The sequence below is a fragment of the Bradyrhizobium sp. 179 genome (assembly GCF_023073535.1).
In the GTDB taxonomy this organism is placed as follows: Bacteria; Pseudomonadota; Alphaproteobacteria; order Rhizobiales; family Xanthobacteraceae; genus Bradyrhizobium.
The window spans coordinates 67,059-91,384 of record NZ_JADPJR010000108.1 but is presented as its reverse complement, the minus strand read 5'-3'; the positions used below and the strand labels follow the sequence as shown (position 1 = coordinate 91,384).

The window sequence follows — 24,326 nt, the reverse complement described above, 5'->3', positions numbered from 1 at the left end:
CTAGTCTCAAAGCGTTGCAAGATAGGCCACGATGTCCTCGATCTCGATGGCCGACAATATCGGCTTGCCGGCGAAATTGCGCCCGACGCGCACAAGCCCGTCATTGCGATAATAGGACGGCATGATGGTCTGCGGGTTGAAGCGCGAGGCATCGACCAGACGAAGCCGCAACTGGCTCGCCGTCCACCGGTTCCCGGCACCGGTGAGATCGGGCGCGAGATCGCCCTGGAACTGCGTTTCCGGGAATGGACCGGAATGGCAGAGGATGCATGTCGTCGTGCGAGCCAGCACCAGCGCGCGGCCGCGCACGGCATCGCCGGGCGCGCCGGTGAGTGATTCAGGAATGCCGTCGCCGATGATTGTGTAGGGCGCGAGCTCTTCGGCTCTTGCACCGCAGGCCAGGGCGAGACTGGTGACGATCAGCGCTGCGATAGGAACGGATGCTCTAGCCAAAGGTGTCCGCCGTGATGGTTTGAAACCAATGCTCGGCCTCAATCGCCTCGCGCGCGCGAAGCTCGCGCGGCGCGTCAACGGGGCTGGTCGCGGCGCCTTCGACCTCCGCAAAGATGTCGCCCTTCGGCTGGTAATTGCCGGCAAGTGAAAAGCCGTAGCTGGGAGCGACAATGTTGTAGCAGACGCCGGTGAGCCGTGGCGTCTCCGGCGCACGGCCGGCAAGGAGGTTCACGATGGCAGCGGCGCAAGCCCTGCCTTGCGCGCTTGCAGCGGAAGCCGATTTGGGAATGCCGCCGCCGAGGCAGGCATCGCCAATGACGTGGACATTCTTGACGAGCTTTGACTCGAAGGTAATGGGATCGATCGGGCACCAGCCGGTTGCATCCGCAGCGCCTGCGATTTCGGCAATGCGCCCTGCGCGCTGCGGCGGAATCACATTGGCAACGTCAGGGGTGTAGTTGCCGAACTCGGTGACGATGGTTCTGGTTGCGGCATCGACCGACGTGACGCGGCCGCCTTGCGATAGCGCGACGCGCTCGATCATATCGCCGTAGAGCTCCTTCCATGCCGTTTCGAACAGCCGCTGCTGCGAGAAACTGTCCTTGGCGTCGAGGATCAGCACCTTCGAGCGCGGCTTGTTCGTCTTCAGGTAATGCGCAATCAGGCTGGCACGCTCGTAAGGCGCTGGCGGACAGCGCGAGGGATTGGCGGGAATTGCGATCGCGACGGTGCCGCCGTCCGCCATCGCCTCCAATTGCTTGCGCAGTAGCAGTGTCTGCGCACCCGCCTTCCAGCCGTGCGGCATCCTTTCCGACGCGGCGTCGTCATAGCCGGGCAGCGCTTCGACATGGAAGTCGATGCCGGGCGATAGCACGAGACGGTCATAACCGAACGCTTCGCCATCGGCCGCCGTCACGCTGCGCTTTTGCGTGTCCATGGCCGTCGCAGCCTGAGCGACGACACTGATGCCCTCGGCGGTGAGCTTGTCGTAACCGAACTGCTGCGCCTCGATCTCGCGCAGGCCCGCGATCACCTCGTTGCTGAAGGGGCAGGAGATGAAGGTCTTGTTCGGCTCGATCAGGGTCACCTGCAATTTCGCGTCGGCACGCTTGAGCGCGCGGGCACAGGCCGCGCCGCCAAAGCCGCCGCCGACCACGACGACGCGGCCCGCCGATTGCGCGCGCAGGATCGAAGGTGCGGCGAGCGATGTGGCCGCAGCGGTGATGCCGAGGACGGCATTCCGCCGTGTCACCGGCGCATTCATGAGACTTGTCCGGAAAATGCTGCGGCTGCCGTTGTGGCAGCCGCAGCGCTCTCTTAGGCGAAGGTGATGTTCTGGTCGCGCAGCGGCACCGAGCGGATGCGCTTGCCCGTTGCCGCGAAGTAGGCGTTGAGCACCGCCGGCGCCGCGACGCCGATGGTCGGCTCGCCGACGCCGCCCCAGAACCCGCCGCTCGGCACCATCACCGTCTCGACCTTCGGCATCTCGTTGATGCGCATCGAGTTGTAGGTGTCGAAGTTGGTTTGCTCGATCTTGCCGTCCTTGACAGTGCAGCCGCCGTAGAACAGCGCGGAGAGGCCATAGACGAAGGAGCCAGCGATCTGCCGCTCCACCTGAGCTGGATTGACGACGTAGCCGGGATCGGTGGAGGCGACGATTCGATGCACCTTGATCTTGCTGCCATCGGTCACCGAGATTTCGGCGGCGCCGGCGACATAGCTGCCATAGCCCATGACCTGCGCGATGCCGCGATAGACGCCCTGCGGCGCCGGCGTGCTCCAGCCGATCTTCTCGGCCACGGCATTGAGCACCGCGAGGTGCTTGGGGTGATTGCCCATCAGCTTGCGGCGGAATTCGAGCGGGTCCTGGCCTGCGGCCTCGGCCAGTTCGTCCATGAAGCATTCCATATAGATCGCGTTGTGATTGACGTTGACGCCGCGCCAGAAGCCGGGCGGAACGTGCGGGTTACGCATCGCGTGCTCGATCAGCAAGTTCGGCACCGAGTAGCCGAACGCGGCCTCGCCCGATTGGGCGACGCCCTGGAATGCGGCCGGATCCATGCCATTCTGCAACGCTTCGGGGCGTAGCGAGAACAGGATCGATTGCCCGGACAGGCGGTAGTGCAGCGCGATCAGATTGTTGTCGGCATCGAACGCGCCAGTCATCTTGCACTGGGTGATCGGGTGATACTTGCCGTGCGCCATGTCCTCTTCGCGCGACCACAACAGCTTGATCGGTGTGCCCGGCATCTGCTTGGCGATCATGACCGCCTGGCGGACATAGTCTGTCTGACCGCGCCGGCCGAAGCCGCCGCCGAGCATCACCTTGTGCACGTCGCACTTCTCCGCCGGCAGGCCCGACGCCTCCAGCACCGCCGCGAACGCCGCCTCGCCATTCTGCGTCCCGCACCAGACCTCGCATTTGTCCGCGGTGTAGAGCGCCGTGGCGTTCATCGGCTCCATGGTGGCGTGGTTCTGGTACGGGTAGCTATAGACGGCCTCGATCTTCTTGGCGGCACCGGCGATTGCCGCTTTGGCGTCGCCGTTCTTGTTGCCGACATAGGCCGGCTGCGAATCGTCGAGGCCCTCGGCCAGCCATTTCGCAATCGACTCGCTGGAGACCTTGGCGTTGTCGCCCTCGTCCCAGACGATCGGCAGCGCCTCCAGCGCGGTCTTGGCGTGCCACCAGGTATCGGCAACGACCGCAACCGCGGTATCGCCGACCTTGACGACCTTCTTGACGCCCTTCATGTCGGAGACCTTGGCCTCGTCAAAGCTCTTCAGCTTGCCGCCGAACACCGGGCAATCCTTGATTGCGGCGTTCAACATGCCGGGCAGCTTGACGTCGATGCCGTAGATCATGGCGCCGGTGGTCTTGTCGGCGGTGTCGAGCCGCTTCACGCCCTTGCCGATCAGCTTCCAGTCCTTCGGATCCTTCAGCTTGACGTCCGCCGGCGGACTAAGCTTGGCCGCAGCCTCGGCGACCTTGCCGTAGGTCGTGGTCCTGCCCGAGGGTGTATGGGTAATGACGCTGTTCGCGGCCGTGCATTCGGATGCCGGCACTTTCCACGCATCGGCGGCGGCCTGGATCAGCATCACGCGCGCGGTGGCGCCACCCTTGCGGACATAGTCCTGCGAGGAGCGGATGCCGCGGCTGCCGCCGGTCGAGAAATCGCCCCAGACACGCTTGCGGGCGACGCTCTGGCCGGGCGTTGGATATTCGGTCGTGACCTTGGTCCAGTCGCATTCGAGCTCCTCGGCGACGAGCTGGGCGAGACCGGTCAGCGAGCCCTGACCCATTTCCGAACGGGCGATGCGGATCACCACGGTGTCGTCGGGCCGGACCACGACCCAGGCGCCGATCTCAGGCGAGCCGTCGGCGGCGCGGACCACGGCGGGGCCGCCGAACGGGATGTCGAGGCCGATTGCGAGGCCTGCGCCGACCGCGGCCGTGCCGATGACGAAGGCACGACGGTTCATTTGGGGCGAGACATGCTTGTTCATGTTGCGGCTCCTTTAAGCGCTTGCGATCGTGTGGATCGCCTCGCGCACCTGGGCGAAGGTGCCGCAGCGGCAGATATTGGTGATGGCCTCGTCGATGTCGGCGTCGGTCGGCTTCGGCTTCTCGTTCAAGAGCGCGGCCACCGCCATGATCATGCCGCTCTGGCAATAGCCGCATTGCGGCACGTCCTGGGCGATCCAGGCTTCCTGCACCTTGTGCAGCGAATCTCCGGAGGCGAGCCCTTCGATCGTGGTGATCTTCTTGCCCTCGGCCTCACTGACGGAAACGCCGCAGGAGCGCATCGCCACGCCATCGATGTGAACCGTGCAGGCGCCGCATTGTGCAATGCCGCAACCGTATTTGGTGCCGGTCAGGCCGGCGTTCTCGCGGATCGCCCAGAGCAGCGGCGTATCCGGCTCGACGTCGAGCGTGAAGGTTTTTCCGTTGATTGTTAGATTTGCCATCGCAAGTCCCCTGATTGGCCCAATCCACCGATTGAACTCAGGGGCGCAATGTGTCGGGCAAACTGGAACTGTTCAAATCAACAGTCCGAGGGTAGCTATTGCACTGCCACTCCAGAGGATGGACCGAAGCGCTGTTTTGCCTCATCCCTTCTCGATCGATTCGAGCTGACGCCTCTTCCGTGGGCGCCAATCCGCGGCTTAACGCGACGTCCGGCCGTGAACGCCGGTTCCAGGCTGGACCGCCGCCGCAGCACAGCGGCGACAGTTTGTCCCTTTTGCGGGATGCAAGACGCAGGCACTTTGGTACACTGCGCCGCCGCCAACAGGAGTTCCATGAACGTGCCGAGTCCCTGCAACGTACTGATGCTCTACCCGCTGTTCTCGGCAGAGTCCTTCTGGACCTTTGGCGAATCTTGCAAGGTGCTGGGCGTCAAGCGCCCGGCCGCCCCTTTGGGGTTGATCACCGTCGCCGCAATGCTCCCCAAGAGCTGGACGATCCGGCTGATCGATTGCAACACGGCGCCCTTCAGCGACGAAGATCTCGCCTGGGCGGACGTCGTCTTCACCGGCGGAATGTTGCCGCAGCAGGCCGACACGCTGCGCCTGATCGAGCTCTGCCGCGCCGCCGGCAAGCCGGTGGTCGTCGGCGGTCCCGATCCTACCTCGAGCCCCCACATCTATGAGCGGGCCGACTTCCGGGTGCTCGGCGAGGCCGAGAGCGTCATCGACGAATTCATTGCGGCCTGGGACAGCGGCGCCCGGTCAGGCGTCTTCACCGCGCCGAAATTCCAGGCCGACGTCACCACGACGCCGGTTCCGCGTTTCGACCTGCTCAAGTTCGAGGACTATCTCTATCTTGGGGTGCAGTATTCCCGCGGATGTCCGTTCACCTGCGAGTTCTGCGACATCATCGAGCTCTACGGACGCGTGCCGCGGACCAAGACCAACGAGCAGATCCTGCGCGAGCTCGATACGCTCTACCAGATGGGCTATCGGGGCCATCTCGACTTCGTCGACGACAATTTCATCGGCAACAAGAAGTCGCTGCGGCTGTTCCTGCCCCAGCTCGCCGAATGGCAGCGCGCCCACGGCTATCCGTTCGAATTCTCCACCGAAGCCTCGGTCAACCTCGCCGACGATCCGGAGCTCCTGGAGCTGATGGGGGCGGCCAATTTCTTTGGCATCTTCGTCGGCATTGAGAGCCCTGATCCGGCGACGCTGGTCGCGATGCGGAAGAAGCAGAACACGCGGCGCAATATCGCCGAGAGCATCCACAAGATCTACGCCGCCGGCATTCTCGTCACCGCGGGCTTCATCGTCGGATTCGACAACGAGAAGGTCTCGATGGCGGAGGCGATGATCGATTTCATCGAGGAGGCAGCGATCCCCGTCAGCATGGTCGGCCTGCTCTATGCCTTGCCGAACACGCAGCTGACGCGCCGCCTGGAGCGGGAAGGCCGGCTACATCCGGGCCACGATGTGGCGCCGACGATCGGCGCCGATCAGTGCACGGCCGGGATCAACTTCGATCCGGTGCGCCCGCTGCGTGACATCCTGACGGATTACAAGCGGGTACTCGAGCACATCTACAGCCCTTCGTCCTATGCAGGACGCGTCGACCGCTTGATGACGCTGCTCGACCGTTCCAGGCAGCGCCACGAACTCGCGGAAGGCGACAAGCGCGCCAAGCTCGGCGCGATGGAGACGGTGCACCGTGTGGTCACCGCCCTTCCCGAGGCGCGCGGGCCGCTGTGGCAGACTTTCATGAACTGCGCCAAGCGCGATACCTCATCGGCGCGCATCGCCGTGCAGATGATCGCCGCCTATGCCCATCTCGGACCGTTCTCGCGCAAGGTCATCGCTGCCATCGATGAGCGCCTGGCGGCGCTGGACAACGAAACCGTCACTCCGGCGATTGTCGACGTGACGGCGGCTTGACACCTGCTCGAGAGCCTACTTCACCGCCAGACGCAGGAAGCTCATCACGCTGCCGAGCGCGGCAAAGCCTGCGCCGAGCGCCAGCGCCAATGTCGTGCCGTCGTGGCCTGCGAGCGCGAAGCAGGCCGCGGCGAGCGCCGCGCCCGTGGTCTGCCCGGTCAGGCGCGCGGTGGCGACGATGCCGGAGGCGCTACCGCTGCGATGCGGCGGCGCGCTCGACATGACCGCCTTCATGTTCGGCGCCTGGAAGAAGCCGAATCCCATGCCGCAGATCACCATCCGCCAGATGATGTCGGCAATGGCGGGATTGGCCGGCAGCATCGCGAGCAGCGCCATGCCGAGGCCGAGCAGCACGAGGCCGATGCCGCCGAGCAGGCCGACCGCGTGGCGGTCGGATAGGCGCCCGGCGATCGGCGCCATGATGCCGACCACCAGCGGCCATGGCGTCATGAAGAATCCAGTCTCGACCTGTGAGCGCCCGAGCACGTCCTCGAAGTAGAACGGCAGCGAGACGAAGGCGAGGCCCTGCACGGCGAAGGAGCACACCGCGGTTGCCGCCGACAGCGCGAACATCGGCCGGCTGAACAGGTCGATCGGCAGCATCGGCGCGGGATGGCCGGCATGGCGGCGCGTCAGGATGATTCCGAGCGCGAGCGCCGAGACCAACTCGATGCCGACAACCACCGGCGACAAATTATGCGCGGCGCTGCCGATGCCGATGATGAACAGGCCGAGACAGGCGGACGCCAGGATCGCGCCGAGAAAGTCGAAACCGTGATCGGCGCGCGGTGTCTTCGGCAGCATTGCAAAGCCGATGCCGATCGCGATCAGGCCGAACGGGATGTTGACGGCGAACAGCCATGGCCACGGGCCGAGCGCCAGGATCGCCGATGCAATGGACGGCCCGAAGGTGAAGGCGGTCGCAACCACCAGCGCGTTGTGGCCGAAGCCGCGGCCCTGCATCCGGCCGGGATAGACGAAGCGGACCAAGGCAGTGTTGACGCTCATGATGCCGCTGGCCCCTAGGCCTTGCAGCGTGCGTGCGACGAGCAGGCTGTCCAGCGACCAGGCCACCGCGCAGAACAGCGAGGAGATGGTGAACAGGATCAGGCCGCCGAGATAGATGCGCTGGTGCCCGACGATCTCGCCGAGCGCCCCGAGCGGCAACAGCGTCGCCACCAGCGCGATCTGATAGACGTTGACGACCCAGACCGATTGCTCCGGCGTGACGTGCAGGTCGGCGGCAATGGCGGGCAGGGCGATATTGGCGATCGCGGTGTCGAGCGAGGCCATCGCCAACGCGGTGAAGATCGCGGCGATGGCCCAGCGCCGCTGCGCGGCCGGCAGGCCATCGGAAATGGTGTGATCGGGCTCGCGCGCTGCGGCAGGTAACGTGATTGTCATTGCGTTATTGTCATTGCCTTGCGCATTGCACCGGCGGCGTGTTGAGGGGCTTTCGGCATGTACTACGGCCGGGCCGCCTGCCACAGAGACAAGCATGCATGCTGTGTATGCGCACGCCCGCAGCTGGGCGCTCAGACAAAAGTGCGAAAACAACCCCATGCACAGTAGGGATGGGTTTGATCGATAAGGGAATTTTCAAGCTGCATCGGGACGACATCCGCCGTCGCGGCGACGTTGACACGTCGGGCAAAACACCGGCAGGACGCTAGCTTGCCATCGCTGGGCCCAGGGACCGCATAGGTTCGGCTGGAATGCGCGGTCCACTTTGCGAGCAGCAGATCCGATCATCTTGTCGTCACGCGCCGACTCGATGCCCGCTGTCGTCAACTGATCCGGACAACCATCTTCCCGAGGGCGGAGCGCGTTGTCATCGCCGCGAACGCATCCCGGAATTCCTCGAAAGGGAAAACCTTTCCGACAACCGGAATAAGCGTCTTGTTGCTGAGCCAGTCAAACAATTGGGCAACCGAACGGTCTCGTACCTCCGGCTCTCGACGGCCGATCTGGGCCAGGTCCACGCCCAGCAGCGCACCCCCTTTCAGGAGGGGCAGGTTGAACCGCAGCGCCGGAATGGTCCCTGAGGCAAAGCCGATCACGAGGTGCCGGCCGTTCCACGCGATCGACCGAAACGCCTGAAGGCTCAGGTCCCCGCCGACCGGATCATAGATGACATCGGCGCCGTGACCCCCTGTCAGCTCGCTGAGCTCGTCGCGCCACTTCTCACCCGTGTAGTCCAGGGCGGCATCCGCGCCGAACCTGATCGCAAATCTTCGCTTGTCTTCGGTGGATGCCGCCGCGATCACTCGCGCGCCCAGCAACTTTCCGACTTGAACGGCGGCTATGCCGACGCCGCCCGCAGCACCCAAAACCAGAAGTGTCTCGCCGCTGACCAGCTTGGCCCGCGCACTGAGCGCATAGAGTGCCGTGAGATAGTTGGCAAAGAAGGCGGCGCCCGTTTCTGGATCGATGCCATTCGGCGTCACGAAGAGGTCTGCGGCCCGAACGCAAATATAGTCTGCAAGGCCGCCGTTTCGGACCATCCCGATGACCGGCGTCCCTCGTGCAAAGCCCGCCACATCGGAAGCCGCCTCATCGACGACGCCCGCAAATTCCGAGCCGGGCGTAAAAGGCAGAGGGTCCTTGGTCTGGTAGAGGCCCTGCACCTTCAAGCCGTCCACGAACCCGACCGCGGCCGCCTGGACCCGAACCCTGACGCGCCCTGGCGACAGCTCCGGCCTCGCGACCTCCTTGATGGCGATGTTTTCAATGCGATCGTAGTTTTCGACGACAACTGCTCTCATGACTCGTTCCCAAACCTGGCGTCGGGCGAGGACGAAGCTCCGCTGCCGCTCGAAAAGCAAATGGTATTGTTCGCTTCCTCCTCCGGCAATAGCGCCCATCGGTTGCCTTCGAACTTCATCAAACGAACCTTCGCTGGAAGTCCATCTGCTGACGGCTGACCTTGAACAGCGCCAGATCGCGGCGGTTGTCGACCTGGAGATCCGCCGAGACGGACCAGACTTGCTTCAGGCGATGCGCTGGTGCGGTCCGTGCCCGCATGCATGATTTAATTTGACTTTTGTACAGCGTCAAAATTATATGGTTAATACATTTAAATATTTAATAATTATAAGTGGTTATTTCGATCTAAGGGTGTTTTGGGCGAGGACTGAAACCGTGCGAACAGGTCGAGCTATTCGCCGCAACGGACTCGCTGTCGAACGAGGCCTGATCCATGCGCCGACCAATTGATACTGCACCGAGGAACGGAGAATGCATCTGGGTGGAAGATGCGACCGGGGCTGTTGAGGTTGGCCATTGGTCATCGGAGGCGGGCAAATGGGTCTGGCAGGACGGCTCTCCCATCAATCCTGCGCCGACCCATTGGTGTCCGGTAATCGAGGATGCCGATCCAGAGGAGGAACGATCGGGCAGTTGGCTGGTGGCGGTTGCCATTTTTGTTCCCATCATCCTAGTTGGCGCTTCCCTGCTCGGTGTGTTCGAGCCCTTCAATGCGCAAACGTTACCGGACATGACGCGCATCGGCAGTGAGAGCGCCCTCAGCCTCGATCAGCGGCCGGAAATCACGACCGGATCGCTAGCTCTCCTTCAGCACGAAACGGCCGGAGCCCTGATGCACGCGGAGCCGGCAAGCGTGGTTCGAGCTCAGCAGCGGCTGGACGAAAACGCTCCGCGCGTTGAAGCACTCGCCAATCAGCTGGCCGAGGCGCACCGAGTGCTCGACGAGCAAGTCCTGCGCACGCAGACGGTGGAAGTCGCCGCGGAGGAGCTGCGGAAATCACTTCAACAGGAGCAAGCCCACAGCGCCGCGCTCGTGAACGAACTTGCCGAAGCCCGCCGCGAGATCGATGCTGGTAAGGCACAATCCCGAAAGGCGGACGAAGTGGCCGCGCAGCAGAGAGAGGCGGCGGCGGGCGAGATCGCAGAACTGCAGCAGTCCCTTCAGCAGGAGCGGCAAAGAAGCGGCCTGCTCGTGAAGCAGGCGAACACCGCGCAGGCAGCAGCAGCGAGCGCTGAGCAACAACGCCACGAGGCGCAGGCACGCGCCGCCGCACTCGCGAGCGAACTCGCCGGAATACCTCGCGGATCGCTCATGGCGGAAGCTGCGGCAGCGGAACAAAGCGAGGCGGCGGAGCGGGAGATTGCGGAGTTGCGGCAGCCTTTGCAAGACGAGCGGCAGAAGAATGCCGACCTCGTCGCGGGAGCCAAAGTAGCGCAAGCGATGACGGCCAATGCCGAACAACAACGTCGCGCTCTCGAAGAGGCCCAGGCGCATGCAACCGCGCTCGCGAGAGAACTTGCGGAAACGCGCCGTGAGATCGAAACCCGGAACGTGCAATTGCGCGAGGCGGCCGATGCGGCCTCGCAGCAGAGACAGGCAACGACGCGCGAGATTGCCGAGTTGCGGCAGTCGCTGCAACAGGAGCGGAGCGCGGTGGAAGCTCGGGAAAGAGCCGGCGCATCGGCAACGGGCCTGACCGATGTGCGCCTGCCGGTGGAGCAAACGAATGAAGGCGTCCTCTTGCCGGCGAGGCAGAACGTGGAAGTGACCGTACCAGAGGCGCCGACAGCCGCAAATCAAAACGAGGCGGAGGCCCGATTGATCCCGCGCGCCAGGGCATTGCTCGACCAGGGAAATATCGGTGCAGCGCGGATTGTCCTCGAGCTCGCGGCTGAGAAGGACATTGCGCAGGCAAGCTTCATGCTCGCGGAGACTTATGATCCGGCGGTCTTATCCGCCTGGGGGACTTATGGAACGCGCGGCGAAGCGGCCAAGGCGCGAGAACTCTACGCGAAGGCACACCGGGGCGGTATTCGCGAAGCGAAGGAACGGCTGGATGCGCTGCGGCGCTGAGAATCGGCCCGTTGCATTGCGGCGGGACGAAAGGTTGCGACAGATGATCCAGAAGGGAACGACATGAACAGGGTGCCAAATTCAACCTCGTTGCTTCTGCTCGCCGCGCTGACGACATTCGCCTCGATGCTTCAGCCGGCTCGCCTGGAAGCGCAAACCGGAAAAAGCGCCAGGGCCGAGGCGCAAATGGTCCGACGGCCGCTCCCGCTAGAGAACGAAAAAGACCGGATGAACGCCTGGACGGTCGGGCTCGCCAGCGGCCTGCTCGAGGGCGCGCCGATCCGCCTCGCCGCAGAAATGGCTCGCGTCGTCGATGACGGAGCAGACCTGCATCTCCTGCCGATCGTCACCCGGGGCGCCACCGACAATCTGAATGCGCTGCTCTACTTGCGTGGCGTCGATACCGCCATCATCAATTCCGACGCACTCGAAGAGTACAAGGTTCAGGCACCGCAGATCCGAAGCCGCATCACGTATCTGCTCAATCTCTTCCCATCCGAACTGCACATTTTCGTGCGACCGGAAATCGCGACTCTGCAGGATCTTGCCGGCAAGAAAGTGAACTTCAACACTCTGGGCACCGCAGCCGCCTATTCAGGACCACTGATCTTCAGCCGTCTCGGCATCGATGTCGACAAGACATTCATTCCGCATCAAGTGGCCTTGGAACAGATGCGCAAGGGCGAGATGTCGGCCGTGGTGTTCATCACATCGAAACCGGTCGACGCCTTCGTAAAGGGCCGCTGGGAGGCTGGATTCAAGTTCCTCCCGGTCCCTTACGACAGCAAGTTCGAGGACTATTATCTGCCCGCGAGCCTGGACGCCAATGAGTATCCCAATCTGATCAGGCAAGGCGAGCGGGTCTCGACCATCGCGGTGCCGACAGCGCTCGTTGCCTTCAACTGGCCGCAACGTTCGAATCGCTACCAACGCGTGGCGCGCCTTGTCGAGTACCTGTTCTCGCGAATCGACCGCCTGCAGGCTCCAGGCTTCGATCCGAAATGGCAGTCGATCAATCTCGCGGCAGAGGTTCCAGGGCTCACCCGCTTCCGAGCTGCGCAGGTATGGTTGGATCGCAAGGCGCGCAGCGTACAGGCGAGGCCATGAAGACTGCCGCTCCTCCGATCGCCCTCGCCTTGAACGTCGCCTGCGGAATCGCTTACGCGCAAAACACGAGTGATCCCATGGAAGCACTTCGGACTTGTTCGGCGATGGAGGGGGCGGTCCGGCTGGAATGTCTACAAGATCTGTCCCGCAAGATTCCGCCGCCCGGCCGGCGGGCGTCGGACGATAGCTGGCTGGTCAGCGAGACCACTTCGCCGGTCGACTATTCACCAATCGTCACCGCCACCACCTCTTCCATTGGCGGCTCGGATGGCGCGGCGATGCAACTCGCAATCCACTGCCGCAAAGGCCGCACGGAAGTCATGGTCACAGGACCGACGGTGTCACGCAATGCAAACGAATACGTCGTCACCTTTCAGCTCAATGCGGAGCCGCCAATGCAACTCACGGCAGCCTCGCCGTCATTCGGCTCTGGCGTCGCTTTCGGCGGCGACGTCGTGCAATTGCTGAGGTCGCTGCCCGATGACGGTTACATCGATGTGCGTCTTTCCACCCGTACTGGCGCGGTGCAAGAGGGACACTTCCTGCTCAGCGGATTCAAGAATGTGCGCAAAAAAATGGGGGCTGCATGCAAATGGCCACATGCCGTCGCCAGACCAGGAAAGTGATGGTCAGGGAACGGGAGACACGAGATGATCAATCCAAACTTGACGACGGCCGTCATCAGCGGCTTGGCGATGCTGCTTCTGGTCGGACCAAGCGCGCAGGCGCAGCAGGACAACCAGTGGCTCCCGCAGGCGAGTGCGAACAGTCACGCGAGCTACCCGAAGCATCCGGCACGACAGAAGCAGGCGAGAAAGCCGGAGCATAACCACACGAGCAAGCAGGCCGCTGCGAACAACACGATGGTGACGCAGGCGACAAAAACGGAGAGCGCCAGCAAGCCGCACCGGCTGATCCTGCAGGTCAATTCCAACGAACCTGCGATGATGAACCTCACACTCAACAATGCGACCAACGTCGCGCAATACTACCGCGATCGCGGTGAACCAGTATCGATCGAGGTTGTCACCTTTGGCCCAGGTCTTCACATGCTGCGTGACGACACCTCGCCGGTAAAGCCTCGGATCGAGGTGCTCGCGATGAGCAATCCCGAAATCGCCTTCAAGGCTTGCGGCAACACGCAGGAAAACATGCGTAAGGCGGAGAACAAGGACATAAGCCTGATTCCACAGGCCACAATTGTCAAATCCGGTGTCGTCCGTGTCATGGAGCTGCAGGAACAGGGCTGGAGCTACGTCAAACCGTGAGGTCCGCCCGCAAACCCAGGGCAATCGCATATGGCAAGCAGGATTCTCTGCGGCCCATCCTTCGGGACGCCCGCTTTGGCGGGCTCCTCAGGATGGGGGCGGAGTGTGCGGCAGCAGTTCAACGGGCTCGATGCCAATTAGCCTCATCCTGAGGAGACCGCTGCAAGCGGTCGTCTCGAAGGACGAGGCGCTTGCTTAGGCCGTTCCAAGAGATCATATGCGACGGCCCTGCCAGCAAACCGCACCCCGCATGCATTCGCGGGCCGAGCGGATCAGCAGCCCGCCCTAAAACTGATATCTCCGCAAGCCGCCGTCCACCGGGATCACCGTGCCCGTGATGTAGCGCGCCACCGGTGATGCCAGGAACACCGCGAGCGCGGCGAGATCCTCCGGCTCGCCCCAATAGCCGACCGGGATCTCTTCCTCGGCAAAGCGCTCGCGATAATCCGGCGGGTAGTTGCGGCGGATCTGCTCGCTCATGATGCGGCCGGGCGGGATGCAGTTGATGGTGATGCCGTGCGCGCCGATCTCGCGTGACAGGCCCTTGGCCCAGGCGTGCACGGCGGCCTTGGCGGCGAAGGCGGCGTTCAGGCCCTCCGGCTCGGACTTGCCCGTGATATTGACGATGCGGCCCCATTTGCGTTCGATCATCTGCGGCAGCAGCGCGTGCGCGATGCGGCGGTAGCTGGTGAAATTCAGCGCCATCGCCTCGTCCCATTTGCTGTCGGGCGCATCGACGGGCAGCGGACGGCTGCCACCGGCATTGTTGACGAGGATGTCGACATGGCCGAGCTCGCGCACGGCGAAGGCCGCGATGTTCTCGGCGGCGTCCTTCGCCATCACGTCCTGCTCGAACGGAGCAATCAACCCGCCGCCGACTTCTTTCACCAGTTCGGCGAGCAGGGCGTTCCGCCGCGCCACGCCCACGACGCGCACGCCTTCGGCGGCAAGGCCCTTGGCGATGGCGCGGCCGATGCCGATGCTCGCGCCCGTGACGACAGCGGTTTTCGATTTGAGCCCGAGGTCCATGGTCACACGCCTTCTCGATTGCTTCTGGCTGTTGCTTTCGTTTCCTGCCCCGTCCTGCGGCCTTGCGAATTGCCCGACCGGGACTAGCAGTGGTAACCAGAAGCTTCGGCGAAGGAAACACGAAAAAGAAAAGGCGCGAGCGATGGTTTGGGACCCGCAGCAATATCTGAAGTTCTCCGGCCACCGGCTCCGGCCCGCCGTAGATCTGTTGATGCGGATTCCGGATTTCGCACCGCGCGCGATCGCCGATCTCGGCGCCGGCGCCGGCAACGTGACGAAACTGATTAGGGAGCGTTGGCCTGAGGCCACCGTGACGGGAGTCGAGGGCTCGGCCGAGATGGTCGCGGCGGGACGCAAGGCCGCGCCCGACGTGGAATGGTCGCATGAGGATCTTGGCCACTGGCGCCCTGCCAAACAGTACGACTTGATCTATTCCAATGCCGCACTGCACTGGCTGCCCAATCACGCGGCGCTGTTTCCGTCGGTGATGGAGAAGGTGACCCCCGGCGGCATGCTCGCGGTGCAGATGCCGCGCAACTTCACCGCACCGTCGCACGTGCTGATCGGCGAGACCGCGCTGAATGGTCCCTGGCGGTCCAAGGTCGCGCATCTCGTTACGCCACCGCCGGTCGAAGCGCCGGCCTTATATCATGATCTGCTTGCACCGATGTCGGCCCATATCGACATCTGGGAGACGGAATATCTGCAAGTGCTCGAAGGCGAGAACCCCGTGAAGGAATGGACCAAGGGGACCTGGCTGACGCGCTATCTCGATGTGTTGCAGGGAGATGAGAAGGCCGCGTTCGAAGCGGCCTATGGGATGCGCGTTGCAAAGGCCTATCCGAAGAATGCGGCGGGGCAGACGCTGTTCCCGTTCCGGCGTCTCTTCATAGTCGCCCAGCGCAAAAGCTGATGGCTGCCGCAATGCGGCATAAGCGCTCGCTTCCTTGCACTGTAGCGGGCTCCGGGTTGCGCACCCGGCCGCCGTCAAGTTAGCTTGGCTGCGGCAAATTGGGCTTAGGTCTAGTTGTTCGGGTGGCAGATTGCTGCCACTACTGACCTGAAAAACAAAAAGAACCCGGCTTTCGAGGTTGTTGGGAGGTTACTTCATGCGCAAGCTGCTTGTTGCGGTCGCCGCCACGGCCATTCTCGTGGCCTCCGCCGCTGCCCAGACCCAGAACCCCGTCGTCATCAAGTTCAGCCACGTCGTTGCCAACGATACTCCGAAGGGCAAGGGCGCGCTGAAATTCAAGGAGCTCGCTGAGAAGTACACCGACGGCAAGGTCAAAGTCGAGGTCTATCCGAACTCCACGCTGTACAAGGACAAGGAGGAGATCGAGGCGCTCCAGCTCGGCTCGGTGCAGATGCTCGCGCCGTCGACCGCGAAATTCGCGCCACTCGGCATCAAGGAGTTCGAGGCGCTCGACTTGCCGTGGCTGTTCAAGGACGACCAGACCTATGCCAACGCGATGAAGGGCACGGTCGGCAAGTGGCTGTTCCAGAAGCTCGAGGCCAAGGGCATCACCGGGCTCGCTTATTGGGACAACGGCTTCCACATGGTCTCCGCCAATCGCCCGCTGATGAAGCCGACCGATTTCCAGGGCCTCAAGTTCCGCATCTCGGGATCGAAGATTGCCGACCAGTATTTCCGCCTGGTCGGCTCGATCCCGCAGATCATGGCGTTCTCCGAAGTCTATCAGGCGCTCCAGACCGGCGTGGTCGACGGCTGCGAGAACACGGCGTCCAACTATCTGACGCAAAAGTTTTACGAGGTGCAGAAGGACATCACCGTCTCTTATCACGCGCATCTGCAATATGCCGTCATCGTCAACTCGAAATTCTGGTCGGGCTTGCCGCCCGACATCCGCACCCAGCTCGACAAGGCGATGGCGGAGGCGACCGACTACACCAACTCGATCGCGCGCCAGGAGAACGAGGACGCGCTGGCCGAGATCAAGAAGACGGGCAAGACGACGCTGCATTATCTCAGCGACGCCGATCGCAAAGCGTGGCAGGAGGCGATGCAGCCGACCTACAAATGGGCGAAGGGCCGGGTCGGGCAGGAGGTGCTCGATCTCCTCGCCAAGGAACTCGACGTCAAGATGAACTGACGGCCGCGCCCTAATAAGAACAATAACAACGGTCGGGGGTGATCGCACTCCCGGCCGTTTCGCTCTTGAATGGACGAGCCAATGCTGGGGGGACCAAGTTGCTGCGGGTACTGAATCGTTTTCTCGATCATCTCGAGGAATGGCTGATCGCGACGATGATCGCGGCTGCGACGTTTCTGATCTTCGTCGCCGTGCTGCACCGCTACGGGGCAGGGCTGTCGATCGATATCGCCAAATGGGCCGAAGCCCGCAACCTGGCTTTCCTCGCCGTACCCGCGCGCGCTGTGTTCGTGTGGCTTGCTTCGCTCGACCTGTCCTGGGCGCAAGAGCTCTGCATCTACATGTTCATCTGGATGGCGAAGTTCGGCGCGGCCTACGGCGTGCGCACCGGCATCCATGTCGGCGTCGACGTGCTCGTCAACATCCTTCCGGGCGGATCGCGCCGTCGCGTTATCACCTTCGGGCTGTTGTGCGGCGCGCTCTTCACCGCCATCGTGGGCTATTTCGGGGCCGCGTTCGTCGGCCAGATGTGGCAGACGGGCCAGCAGTCCAACGATCTCGAAGCGCCGATGTGGATGGTGTATCTCACCATCCCGCTCGGCTCCGGCCTGATGTGCTTCCGCTTCCTGCAAGTAGCGTGGTCGTTCTACCGCACCGGCGAGCTGCCGCATCACGACATGGCGGGCGTCGAGGGCGTCGAAGCGGATCCGGTGCATCCGGCCCCGGTCACGCCCAGCCAGGTCGCCAGGGACGAGCGCAGCCCGCTCGGCTGGATCCTGATGCTGCTGCCGGTTCTGATCGTCGCCCTGTGCTTTGCGCATGCCGGCCACGTCATCACACTGCCGCAAGGCCTGCGCGTCGCCATCGTGTTCGCGCTGCTGCTGTCATTGATGCTGACGGGCATGCCGATCTCGATCGCGCTTGGTCTGACCGTGCTCAGCTTCATGTTCACGCTGACCGACGTGCGCACGGAATCGGTGGCGCTGAAGCTGTTCACCGGCATCGAGAATTTCGAGATCATGGCGATCCCGTTCTTCATTCTCGCCGGCAACTTCCTGACCCATGGCGGCGTGGCACGCCGGATGATCACGTTCGCGACCGCGCTGGTCGGCCATTGGTACGGCGGCCTCGCACTCTCCGGCGTGGTCGCCTGCGCGCTGTTCGCGGCGATTTCCGGCTCCTCGCCGGCGACCGTGGTGGCGATCGGCTCGGTGATCCTGCCTGCGATGGTCGCGCAAGGATTTCCCAAGCGGTTCGGGGCGGGAGTGATCACGACCTCCGGCTCGCTCGGCATTCTCATTCCGCCGTCGATCCCGATGGTTCTCTACGCCGTCTCCACCAACAGCTCGGTGGGCAAGCTGTTCATCGCCGGCATCGTGCCGGGGTTGGTGCTGGCCTCGCTGCTTGGGGCGACGACATTCTATCGGGCCTGGCGCAACGACTATCCGCGGATGCCGAAGGCTACGTTCCTCCAGCGTCTCGACGCATTTCGCAAATCGATCTGGGGCATTTTGCTGATCGTCATCGTGATCGGCGGCATCTATAGCGGCCTGTTCACGCCGACGGAAGCTGCCGCCGTCAGCGCGGTCTACGCCTTCATCGTCGCAGTGTTCATCTACAAGGATCTGAAGCTGCGCGACGTGCCGCGGGTTCTGCTGTCGTCGGCGAACCTATCGGCGATGCTGCTCTATATCATCACCAACGCGGTGCTGTTCTCGTTCCTGATGACCTACGAGAACGTGCCGCAGGCGCTGGCACAATGGATGATCGACCAGGGCCTGGGCTGGATCGGCTTCCTGCTGCTCGTCAACCTCCTGCTGCTGCTGGCGGGCAACGTGATGGAGCCGTCCTCGATCATCCTGATCATGGCGCCGATCCTGTTTCCGGTCGCGGTCAAGCTCGGCATCGATCCGATTCATTTCGGCATCCTGATGACGGTCAATATGGAGGTCGGGCTGTGCCATCCGCCCGTCGGCCTCAATCTCTACGTCGCATCAGGTATCGCCAAGATGGGCATCACCGAGCTCACCGTCGCGGTGTGGCCCTGGTTGCTGACGATGCTGTGCTTCCTGGTGGTCGTGACGTATTGGCCGGGTCTGTCGTTGTGGCTGCCGAGGCTGCTGGGGATGTAGCTGATAGCCCTCTCCTTGTCGGAGAGGGTGGCTCGCCGCGCAGCGGCGAGACGGGTGAGGGGTCTCTCTCTGCGCGTGACGCTCGCGCAATTGAGTTCGCGGAGAGAGACCCCTCATCCAGCGCTTCGCGCCGCCTTCTTTCACAAGGCGCGAAGGGAATGGGGCACTGTCCGGGAGGAGAGCAACATGGCTGAACCCAACAACGAATCGAAAGACGCTTCTCCCTCCGTCATCGCGCAGCATGACGCCATGCTGAACGCGCTGCCGTTTTTAGACAGGCGCGATTTCGACGATGCCGCGCGCGGTTTTCTCGGCACGATCGAGAACGCGACGATCACAAATCCGCAAGGGCGGACGGTCTGGAGCCTGGAGCCTTACGGCTTTCTCTCTGCTGAACGGGCGCCAGCCACCGTCAATCCGAGCCTGTGGCGGCAGTCGCGGCTCAACATGCATCACGGCTTGTTCGAGGTCGTGCCCGGCGTGTATCAGGTGCGCGGGTTCGACATCGCCAACATGACGCTGATCGAGGGCGACAGCGGCGTCATCGTCGTGGATACCCTGACCTCGATCGAGGGCGCGCGCGCCGCGCTCGATCTCTACTTCAGCCATCGTGGCAAGCGCCCGGTCGCGGCCGTCATCTTCACGCACACCCACACCGATCATTGGGGCGGCGCGCGCGGCGTGCTGGAGGAAGAGGCGCTGGCGGCCAGCCGCGTGCCGATCATCGCGCCGAACCTGTTCATGGAGCACGCCGTCTCCGAGAACATCATCGCCGGACCGGCGATGCTGCGCCGGGCGCAGTACCAGTTCGGTCCCTTTCTCGCGAAGGGCGTACGCGGGCAGGTGGATTGCGGGCTCGGCAAGTCGATGGCGGCGGGATCGGTCGCACTGCTGCGCCCGACCGACTTGATCATGGCGACCGGCGAGACGCGTGTCATCGACGGCGTCGAGTTCGAATTTCAGATGGCGCCGAACAGCGAAGCGCCGGCGGAGATGCATTTCTTCGTCCCGCGCTACAAGCTGCTGAACCTTGCCGAGAACTGCACCCACAATTTCCACAATCTGCTGCCGTTCCGTGGCGCCGACGTGCGCGATGCGCTGGCCTGGTCGAAATATCTGGGCGAGGCCCTGCTGCTTTGGGACGGCAAGGCGGAGGCGATGTGCGGCCAGCATCACTGGCCGGTGTGGGGGCGGGAGCGCATCGGCACCATGATCCGGCAGCAGCGCGATCTCTACAAATTCGCGCACGACCAGACCATCCGCCTGATGAACCACGGCCTTACCGCCGCCGAGATCGCCGAGACGATCCAGCTGCCGAAGAGCCTTGAGGCCGCTTGGCACGGCCGCGGCTATTACGGCCACATCCGGCACAACGTGAAGGCGATCTACCAGAAATATCTCGGCTGGTACGACGCCAATCCGGTCAATCTCGATCCGCTGCCGCCGGTGGAATCAGGCAAGAAGTATGTCGAATACATGGGTGGTGCGGATGCCATTCTGGCGCGGGCACGGACGGATTTCGACAAGGGCGAGTTTCGTTTCATCGCGCAAGCGCTCGGCCATCTCGTCTTCGCCGAGCCGGATAATCAGGCGGCGCGCGCGTTGCTGGCGGATACGCTCGAGCAGCTCGGCTATGCCGCCGAAAGCGCGACCTGGCGCAACGCCTATCTGTTCGGCGCGCAGGAGCTGCGAAACGGCATGCCGAAGACGGCGCCGCGCCCGCCAATGCCGCGCGAGGCGCTGGCCGCATTGCGCACCTCGCAGCTCTGGGACCTGCTCGGCATCCGCCTCAACGGCCCGAAAGCGGAAGGCAAGCACATCGTGCTGAACTGGAGTTTTTCCGACACCGGCGAGACCTTCGTGCTCAATCTGGAGAACTCTGCGTTGACCTATGCCGAGGGCGTGCAGGCGGAGCGCGCGGATGCCAGCTTTACGCTGACACGCGCGACGCTCGACGAAGTCATTGCGAAACAGACGACCTTTCCGGAGGCGGTCGCCGCCGGCAAGATCAAGCTATCAGGCAATCCGATGCGGCTCGCCGAGCTGATGGGCCTGATGGACGAATTCCCGCGCATGTTCGAGATCGTCGAGCCGAAGCGAGCGGTGGTGAGCTAGGCGCGCGGTCCGTTGGCTCTGACCTGTTTCCTTCTCCCCTTGTGGGAGAAGGTGGCGCGAAGCGCCGGATGAGGGGTCCGTTTCCGCGGAAAGATTTTTCCGTGGCGAGGCAAACCCCTCACCCAAGCGAGTGTGCCGCGCAGGCCTTGAGCCCTCTCCCACAACGGGAGAGGGCACTTCGACCAGCAGCGGTGCAGAAGCTCTACTCCGCGCTGCTCACCAGCTTGATCCGCGGCGCCTGTGCCTCGGTCAGGCTGCGATACGCCGCGAGATAGTCCAGTGCCATCCGCCGCGCCGTGAAGCGGGTCTCGAACTGCTTGCGGATCGCAGTGCGGTCCAGTTGCGCGAGGCGGTTGACCACTCCCGCTGCGCTGATGACGTCCTCGACGATGAAGCCGGTGAGGCCCTCGTCGATGATCTCCGGCACCGAGCCGCGGTTGAAGGCGACCACCGGCGTTCCGCACGCCATCGCTTCGATCATCACCAGACCGAACGGCTCCGGCCAGTCGATTGGCAGCAAGAGACCGAGCGCGCCGCTCAAAAAGTCCGATTTCTCGTGATCGCTGATCTCGCCGATGAACTCGACCAGCGGATTGTTCTCGATCATCGGCCGGATCAGTTCGTCGTAATAATCCTGGTCGGCGCGATCGACCTTGGCGGCGATCTTCAGCGGGATGCCGCAATGGGTCGCGATCTTGATGGCGCGGTCGACGCCCTTCTCGGGCGCGATGCGGCCGAGCACGGCGAGATATTCCTGCTTGACGGGCTTCGGCGTCAGCAGATTCTCTGGCAGGCCATGATGAATGGTGGTGACCCAGTTCGCCTGCGGCACGGGCCGCCGCTGCGCATTGGAGATCGAAATGACCGGCATTTTCGAGAAAGTGTTGAACACCGGCTGGTGCTCCGGCAGGTCGAGACGGCCGTGCAGCGTGGTCACGAACGGCGTTGGCTGCCGATAGAACAGCGACCACGGATAATAGTCGAGGTGGAAGTGAAGGAAGTCGAACTCCTCGTCGTCACATTTCTGCCGCACGCGCTCCAGCAACACCATATGCAGCGCGTTGGGATCACGCACGGAACCGTCGAGGCGGAGCGCCCGCGGCCATAATGCATCTAGCTTTGCCGAGGTTTGCGAGTCGCCGCTGGCGAACAGCGTCACATCGTGTCCAAGGGCCACCAGCTCTTCCGTCAACCAATGCACCACCCGCTCGGTGCCGCCATACAGTTTGGGTGGAACAGCCTCCGTCAACGGAGCAACCTGCGCGATGCGCATCTCACCATCTCCTCTGTGCGATCATGTATTGAAAACCCCCCGCCTGTACGGCACCGGCAATGCCAGACAAGGGAACGTTCCCGCACCTGCGAAGTTCCTTCCTCCGAACGTTACATATTCGACACGTCAGGGGGACGTCTCGATGCTGCCACTACATCTTCTCAGATCGTCCGTATCCGCATGTCGTGATCGCCGGGCCCGGGAACCGAGGCGAAGTGGTCGCTGTTCACTCGACCAGTAACGAAATGAAAACCAGCATAACGGGGCGATAGCCATATGGATCAGCTTTCTGGATACGCGCGCAGGCCATTTGCCTTTGTCTTGCGCTACCTCCGGCGTCGTCTCGCGTCACACCTGGTGATCCTGACGGCTGTCGTGGCAGCCGTTGCCTGCTCCGTGGGCACCCAGTACGGCGTCAAATCGCTGGTCGACAGCCTGTCCGCCGGACCATCTCATGGCGGCAGCGTATGGCTGGCATTCATTCTGCTCATGTCACTGATCGCCGCCGACAACTTCCTGTGGCGGATCGCGAGCTGGACGGCGAGCTTCACCTTCGTCCGGGTCACCGGTGATTTACGTCGCGACATATTTCGTCATCTGACCGGCCACGCCCCGAGCTATTTCTCCGATCGCATGCCGGGCATGCTGACGAGTCGCATCACGGCGACTTCCAACGCGGTGTTCACGGTCGAGAACATGTTCGTCTGGAACGTGCTGCCGCCCTGCATTGCCACAATTGCGGCAATCATGCTGATCGGAACCGTGAGTCCGTATATGGCGCTGGGCCTGATCGTGATCGCCGGCGGCATGGTGGTCGCGATGTTCCACCTGGCCGCCGCCGGCAAGCCGCTGCATGATGATTTCGCCGACAAGGCCGCGGTGGTCGACGGCGAGATGATCGACGTGATCAGCAACATGCCGCTGGTGCGCGCCTTCTGTGGCATCAGCCACGAGCATGAGCGGTTCGACGCGACGGTGAATCGGGAGCTCACCGCGCGGGGCCGCAGCCTGCGGTATCTGGAGAAGCTGCGGATCACGCATGCCGGCGTGACCGTCGTGCTGACCGTGGCGCTGATGGCCTGGGCGATCACGCTGTGGCAGAAGGGCGAGGCGACCACCGGCGACGTCGTGCTGGTCTGCACCCTCGGCCTGTCCATTCTCAATGCAACGCGCGATCTCGCGGTGGCGCTGGTCGACGTGACCCAGCACGTCGCGCGGCTGACCGAGGCCATCGCCACCCTGCTGGTGCCGCACGAACTGCGCGATCACCCCGAGGCCGAGCCTCTGGTCAAGAGCGGCGCCGCGATCGCGTTCAATAACGTCACCTTCGGCTATCCCGGCGGCGAGAAGATTTTTGAGCGGTTCAGTCTACGCTTGCAACCCGGCCAGCGCGTCGGCCTGGTCGGCCAGTCCGGCGGCGGCAAATCGACCCTGTTCACGCTGCTGCAGCGCTTCTACGACGTCGACGAGGGTAACATCACCATCGATGGCCAGGACATTTCCAAGGTGACGCAGCTGAGCCTGCGCGAGGCGATCTCAGTTGTGCCGCAGGACATCTCCCTGTTCCACCGCTCCATCCGCGAGAACATCCGTTATGGCCGGCCGAACGCCACCGACGACGAGGTGCTGCGCGCGGCGATCGCGGCGCGTTGCGATTTCGTCGAGAGCTTGCCGGAAGGTCTCGATACCATGGTCGGCGACCGCGGTGTGAAGATGTCGGGCGGCCAGCGCCAGCGCATCGCGATCGCGCGCGCCTTCCTCAAGGACGCGCCGATCCTGCTGCTCGACGAGGCAACCGCAGCGCTCGACAGCGAATCGGAGGAGGCGATCCGCGAGGCACTGTCGCGGCTGATGCGCGGCCGCACCGTGGTTGCGATCGCGCATCGCTTGGCGACGCTGCGCAATTTCGACCGCGTGGTCGTGCTCAAGGCCGGCAAGATCATCGAGGACGGCGCGCCCGACCGGCTGATGCAGGGTCACGGCCCCTACCGTGAGCTGGTGACGCAGGAGATGAGCCGGCTCGCGAAGGTCGCCGCGTAGATCGAGCAGTCACATTCGCGTTGGTTGCGTTTCGAATCAAGGCGCAGGGGAGCA

At 63.4% G+C, this 24,326-nt stretch carries 18 protein-coding genes and 1 pseudogene; 11 read left to right on the top strand and 8 right to left on the bottom strand.

Annotated features, from left to right (window positions below; all coding sequences use genetic code 11):
• Positions 1–6: 6 nt before the first annotated feature.
• From soxX to IVB12_RS25270, 4 genes are read right to left on the bottom strand one after another with little or no spacing between them, the layout of a single operon-like run.
• Complete coding sequence (gene soxX / locus IVB12_RS25285) at positions 7–453, bottom strand: sulfur oxidation c-type cytochrome SoxX (protein WP_247303107.1); 447 nt, start codon at positions 451–453, stop codon at positions 7–9.
• Complete coding sequence (locus IVB12_RS25280; RefSeq protein ID WP_247303105.1) at positions 446–1,717, bottom strand: NAD(P)/FAD-dependent oxidoreductase; 1,272 nt, start codon at positions 1,715–1,717, stop codon at positions 446–448. Before IVB12_RS25280 ends, soxX begins: the two co-directional genes overlap by 8 nt.
• A gap of 53 nt (positions 1,718–1,770) precedes the next feature.
• A complete protein-coding gene (locus tag IVB12_RS25275) occupies positions 1,771–3,957 on the bottom strand; it encodes a molybdopterin cofactor-binding domain-containing protein (RefSeq protein WP_247303103.1) in 2,187 nt (728 codons plus the stop codon).
• 12 nt (positions 3,958–3,969) lie between these two features.
• On the bottom strand, positions 3,970–4,419 hold the full coding sequence (locus IVB12_RS25270; protein ID WP_247279253.1) for a (2Fe-2S)-binding protein: 450 nt from the start codon (positions 4,417–4,419) through the stop codon (positions 3,970–3,972).
• Between the two features lie 333 nt (positions 4,420–4,752).
• Between IVB12_RS25270 and IVB12_RS25265 the strand changes: the two genes are divergently transcribed.
• Positions 4,753–6,357, top strand: coding sequence for a radical SAM protein (locus IVB12_RS25265; RefSeq protein WP_247303100.1), 1,605 nt, complete (start codon positions 4,753–4,755; stop codon positions 6,355–6,357).
• Positions 6,358–6,372: 15 nt separating this feature from the next.
• Here the strand turns inward: IVB12_RS25265 and IVB12_RS25260 are convergent, their stop codons facing one another.
• Together IVB12_RS25260 and IVB12_RS25255 are read right to left on the bottom strand one after the other, a co-directional pair.
• A complete protein-coding gene (locus tag IVB12_RS25260; protein ID WP_247303098.1) occupies positions 6,373–7,761 on the bottom strand; it encodes an MFS transporter in 1,389 nt (462 codons plus the stop codon).
• Between the two features lie 383 nt (positions 7,762–8,144).
• Complete coding sequence (locus IVB12_RS25255; RefSeq protein ID WP_247303095.1) at positions 8,145–9,122, bottom strand: NADPH:quinone oxidoreductase family protein; 978 nt, start codon at positions 9,120–9,122, stop codon at positions 8,145–8,147.
• Positions 9,123–9,604: 482 nt separating this feature from the next.
• Here IVB12_RS25255 and IVB12_RS25250 point away from each other — a divergent pair, with 482 nt between their 5' ends.
• From IVB12_RS25250 to IVB12_RS25235, 4 genes are all read left to right on the top strand, one after another.
• A complete protein-coding gene (locus IVB12_RS25250) occupies positions 9,605–11,197 on the top strand; it encodes a hypothetical protein (RefSeq protein ID WP_247303093.1) in 1,593 nt (530 codons plus the stop codon).
• A 63-nt stretch (positions 11,198–11,260) separates the two neighbouring features.
• Positions 11,261–12,304 (top strand): TAXI family TRAP transporter solute-binding subunit, encoded by a 1,044-nt coding sequence (locus tag IVB12_RS25245; RefSeq protein WP_247303091.1) that lies wholly within the window; start codon positions 11,261–11,263, stop codon positions 12,302–12,304.
• The gene (locus IVB12_RS25240; protein WP_247303089.1) at positions 12,301–12,930 is read left to right on the top strand and encodes a hypothetical protein; all 630 of its coding nucleotides are present in this window, start codon (positions 12,301–12,303) and stop codon (positions 12,928–12,930) included. The genes IVB12_RS25245 and IVB12_RS25240 overlap by 4 nt, the downstream gene beginning before the upstream one ends.
• A gap of 39 nt (positions 12,931–12,969) precedes the next feature.
• Positions 12,970–13,572 carry a hypothetical protein gene (locus IVB12_RS25235; protein ID WP_247303087.1) on the top strand — a complete coding sequence of 201 codons (603 nt, stop codon included), beginning with the start codon at positions 12,970–12,972 and terminating at the stop codon, positions 13,570–13,572.
• 285 nt (positions 13,573–13,857) lie between these two features.
• Here the strand turns inward: IVB12_RS25235 and IVB12_RS25230 are convergent, their stop codons facing one another.
• On the bottom strand, positions 13,858–14,601 hold the full coding sequence (locus IVB12_RS25230; RefSeq protein ID WP_247303395.1) for an SDR family oxidoreductase: 744 nt from the start codon (positions 14,599–14,601) through the stop codon (positions 13,858–13,860).
• A gap of 142 nt (positions 14,602–14,743) precedes the next feature.
• On the opposite strand from IVB12_RS25230, the gene IVB12_RS25225 reads away from it, so the two are divergent.
• The 5 genes and pseudogenes from IVB12_RS25225 to IVB12_RS25205 all read left to right on the top strand — a co-directional run bounded on the left by IVB12_RS25225 (position 14,744) and on the right by IVB12_RS25205 (position 20,959).
• Positions 14,744–15,514, top strand: a complete 771-nt coding sequence (locus tag IVB12_RS25225) for a methyltransferase domain-containing protein (protein ID WP_247303085.1) — start codon at positions 14,744–14,746, stop codon at positions 15,512–15,514.
• A gap of 196 nt (positions 15,515–15,710) precedes the next feature.
• Positions 15,711–16,712 (top strand): DctP family TRAP transporter solute-binding subunit, encoded by a 1,002-nt coding sequence (locus IVB12_RS25220; protein ID WP_247303083.1) that lies wholly within the window; start codon positions 15,711–15,713, stop codon positions 16,710–16,712.
• A 155-nt stretch (positions 16,713–16,867) separates the two neighbouring features.
• Positions 16,868–17,344, top strand: a pseudogene (locus IVB12_RS38460) (TRAP transporter small permease subunit); the annotation flags it as partial.
• Positions 17,345–17,563: 219 nt separating this feature from the next.
• The gene (locus IVB12_RS38455) at positions 17,564–18,844 is read left to right on the top strand and encodes a TRAP transporter large permease subunit (protein ID WP_247303394.1); all 1,281 of its coding nucleotides are present in this window, start codon (positions 17,564–17,566) and stop codon (positions 18,842–18,844) included.
• A gap of 186 nt (positions 18,845–19,030) precedes the next feature.
• A complete protein-coding gene (locus IVB12_RS25205; RefSeq protein ID WP_247303081.1) occupies positions 19,031–20,959 on the top strand; it encodes an alkyl sulfatase dimerization domain-containing protein in 1,929 nt (642 codons plus the stop codon).
• A 202-nt stretch (positions 20,960–21,161) separates the two neighbouring features.
• Here IVB12_RS25205 and IVB12_RS25200 read toward each other — a convergent pair whose 3' ends face one another.
• Positions 21,162–22,232, bottom strand: a complete 1,071-nt coding sequence (locus IVB12_RS25200; protein WP_247303079.1) for a glycosyltransferase family 4 protein — start codon at positions 22,230–22,232, stop codon at positions 21,162–21,164.
• A gap of 276 nt (positions 22,233–22,508) precedes the next feature.
• Between IVB12_RS25200 and IVB12_RS25195 the strand changes: the two genes are divergently transcribed.
• Positions 22,509–24,272: an ABC transporter ATP-binding protein gene (locus IVB12_RS25195; RefSeq protein WP_247303077.1), complete on the top strand. Its 1,764-nt coding sequence runs from the start codon at positions 22,509–22,511 to the stop codon at positions 24,270–24,272.
• The last annotated feature ends 54 nt before the right edge of the window (positions 24,273–24,326 follow it).

Coding starts and splice junctions, on each gene's coding strand:
- IVB12_RS25275 (WP_247303103.1), bottom strand. CDS start 3,957: ATGAACAAGCATGTCTCGCCCCAAATGAACCGTCGTGCCTTCGTCATC.
- IVB12_RS25230 (WP_247303395.1), bottom strand. CDS start 14,601: ATGGACCTCGGGCTCAAATCGAAAACCGCTGTCGTCACGGGCGCGAGC.
- IVB12_RS25255 (WP_247303095.1), bottom strand. CDS start 9,122: ATGAGAGCAGTTGTCGTCGAAAACTACGATCGCATTGAAAACATCGCC.
- IVB12_RS25270 (WP_247279253.1), bottom strand. CDS start 4,419: ATGGCAAATCTAACAATCAACGGAAAAACCTTCACGCTCGACGTCGAG.
- IVB12_RS25265 (WP_247303100.1), top strand. CDS start 4,753: ATGAACGTGCCGAGTCCCTGCAACGTACTGATGCTCTACCCGCTGTTC.
- IVB12_RS25200 (WP_247303079.1), bottom strand. CDS start 22,232: ATGCGCATCGCGCAGGTTGCTCCGTTGACGGAGGCTGTTCCACCCAAA.
- IVB12_RS25205 (WP_247303081.1), top strand. CDS start 19,031: ATGGCTGAACCCAACAACGAATCGAAAGACGCTTCTCCCTCCGTCATC.
- IVB12_RS25280 (WP_247303105.1), bottom strand. CDS start 1,717: ATGAATGCGCCGGTGACACGGCGGAATGCCGTCCTCGGCATCACCGCT.
- IVB12_RS25225 (WP_247303085.1), top strand. CDS start 14,744: ATGGTTTGGGACCCGCAGCAATATCTGAAGTTCTCCGGCCACCGGCTC.
- IVB12_RS25245 (WP_247303091.1), top strand. CDS start 11,261: ATGAACAGGGTGCCAAATTCAACCTCGTTGCTTCTGCTCGCCGCGCTG.
- IVB12_RS25195 (WP_247303077.1), top strand. CDS start 22,509: ATGGATCAGCTTTCTGGATACGCGCGCAGGCCATTTGCCTTTGTCTTG.
- IVB12_RS25240 (WP_247303089.1), top strand. CDS start 12,301: ATGAAGACTGCCGCTCCTCCGATCGCCCTCGCCTTGAACGTCGCCTGC.
- IVB12_RS25220 (WP_247303083.1), top strand. CDS start 15,711: ATGCGCAAGCTGCTTGTTGCGGTCGCCGCCACGGCCATTCTCGTGGCC.
- IVB12_RS25260 (WP_247303098.1), bottom strand. CDS start 7,761: ATGACAATCACGTTACCTGCCGCAGCGCGCGAGCCCGATCACACCATT.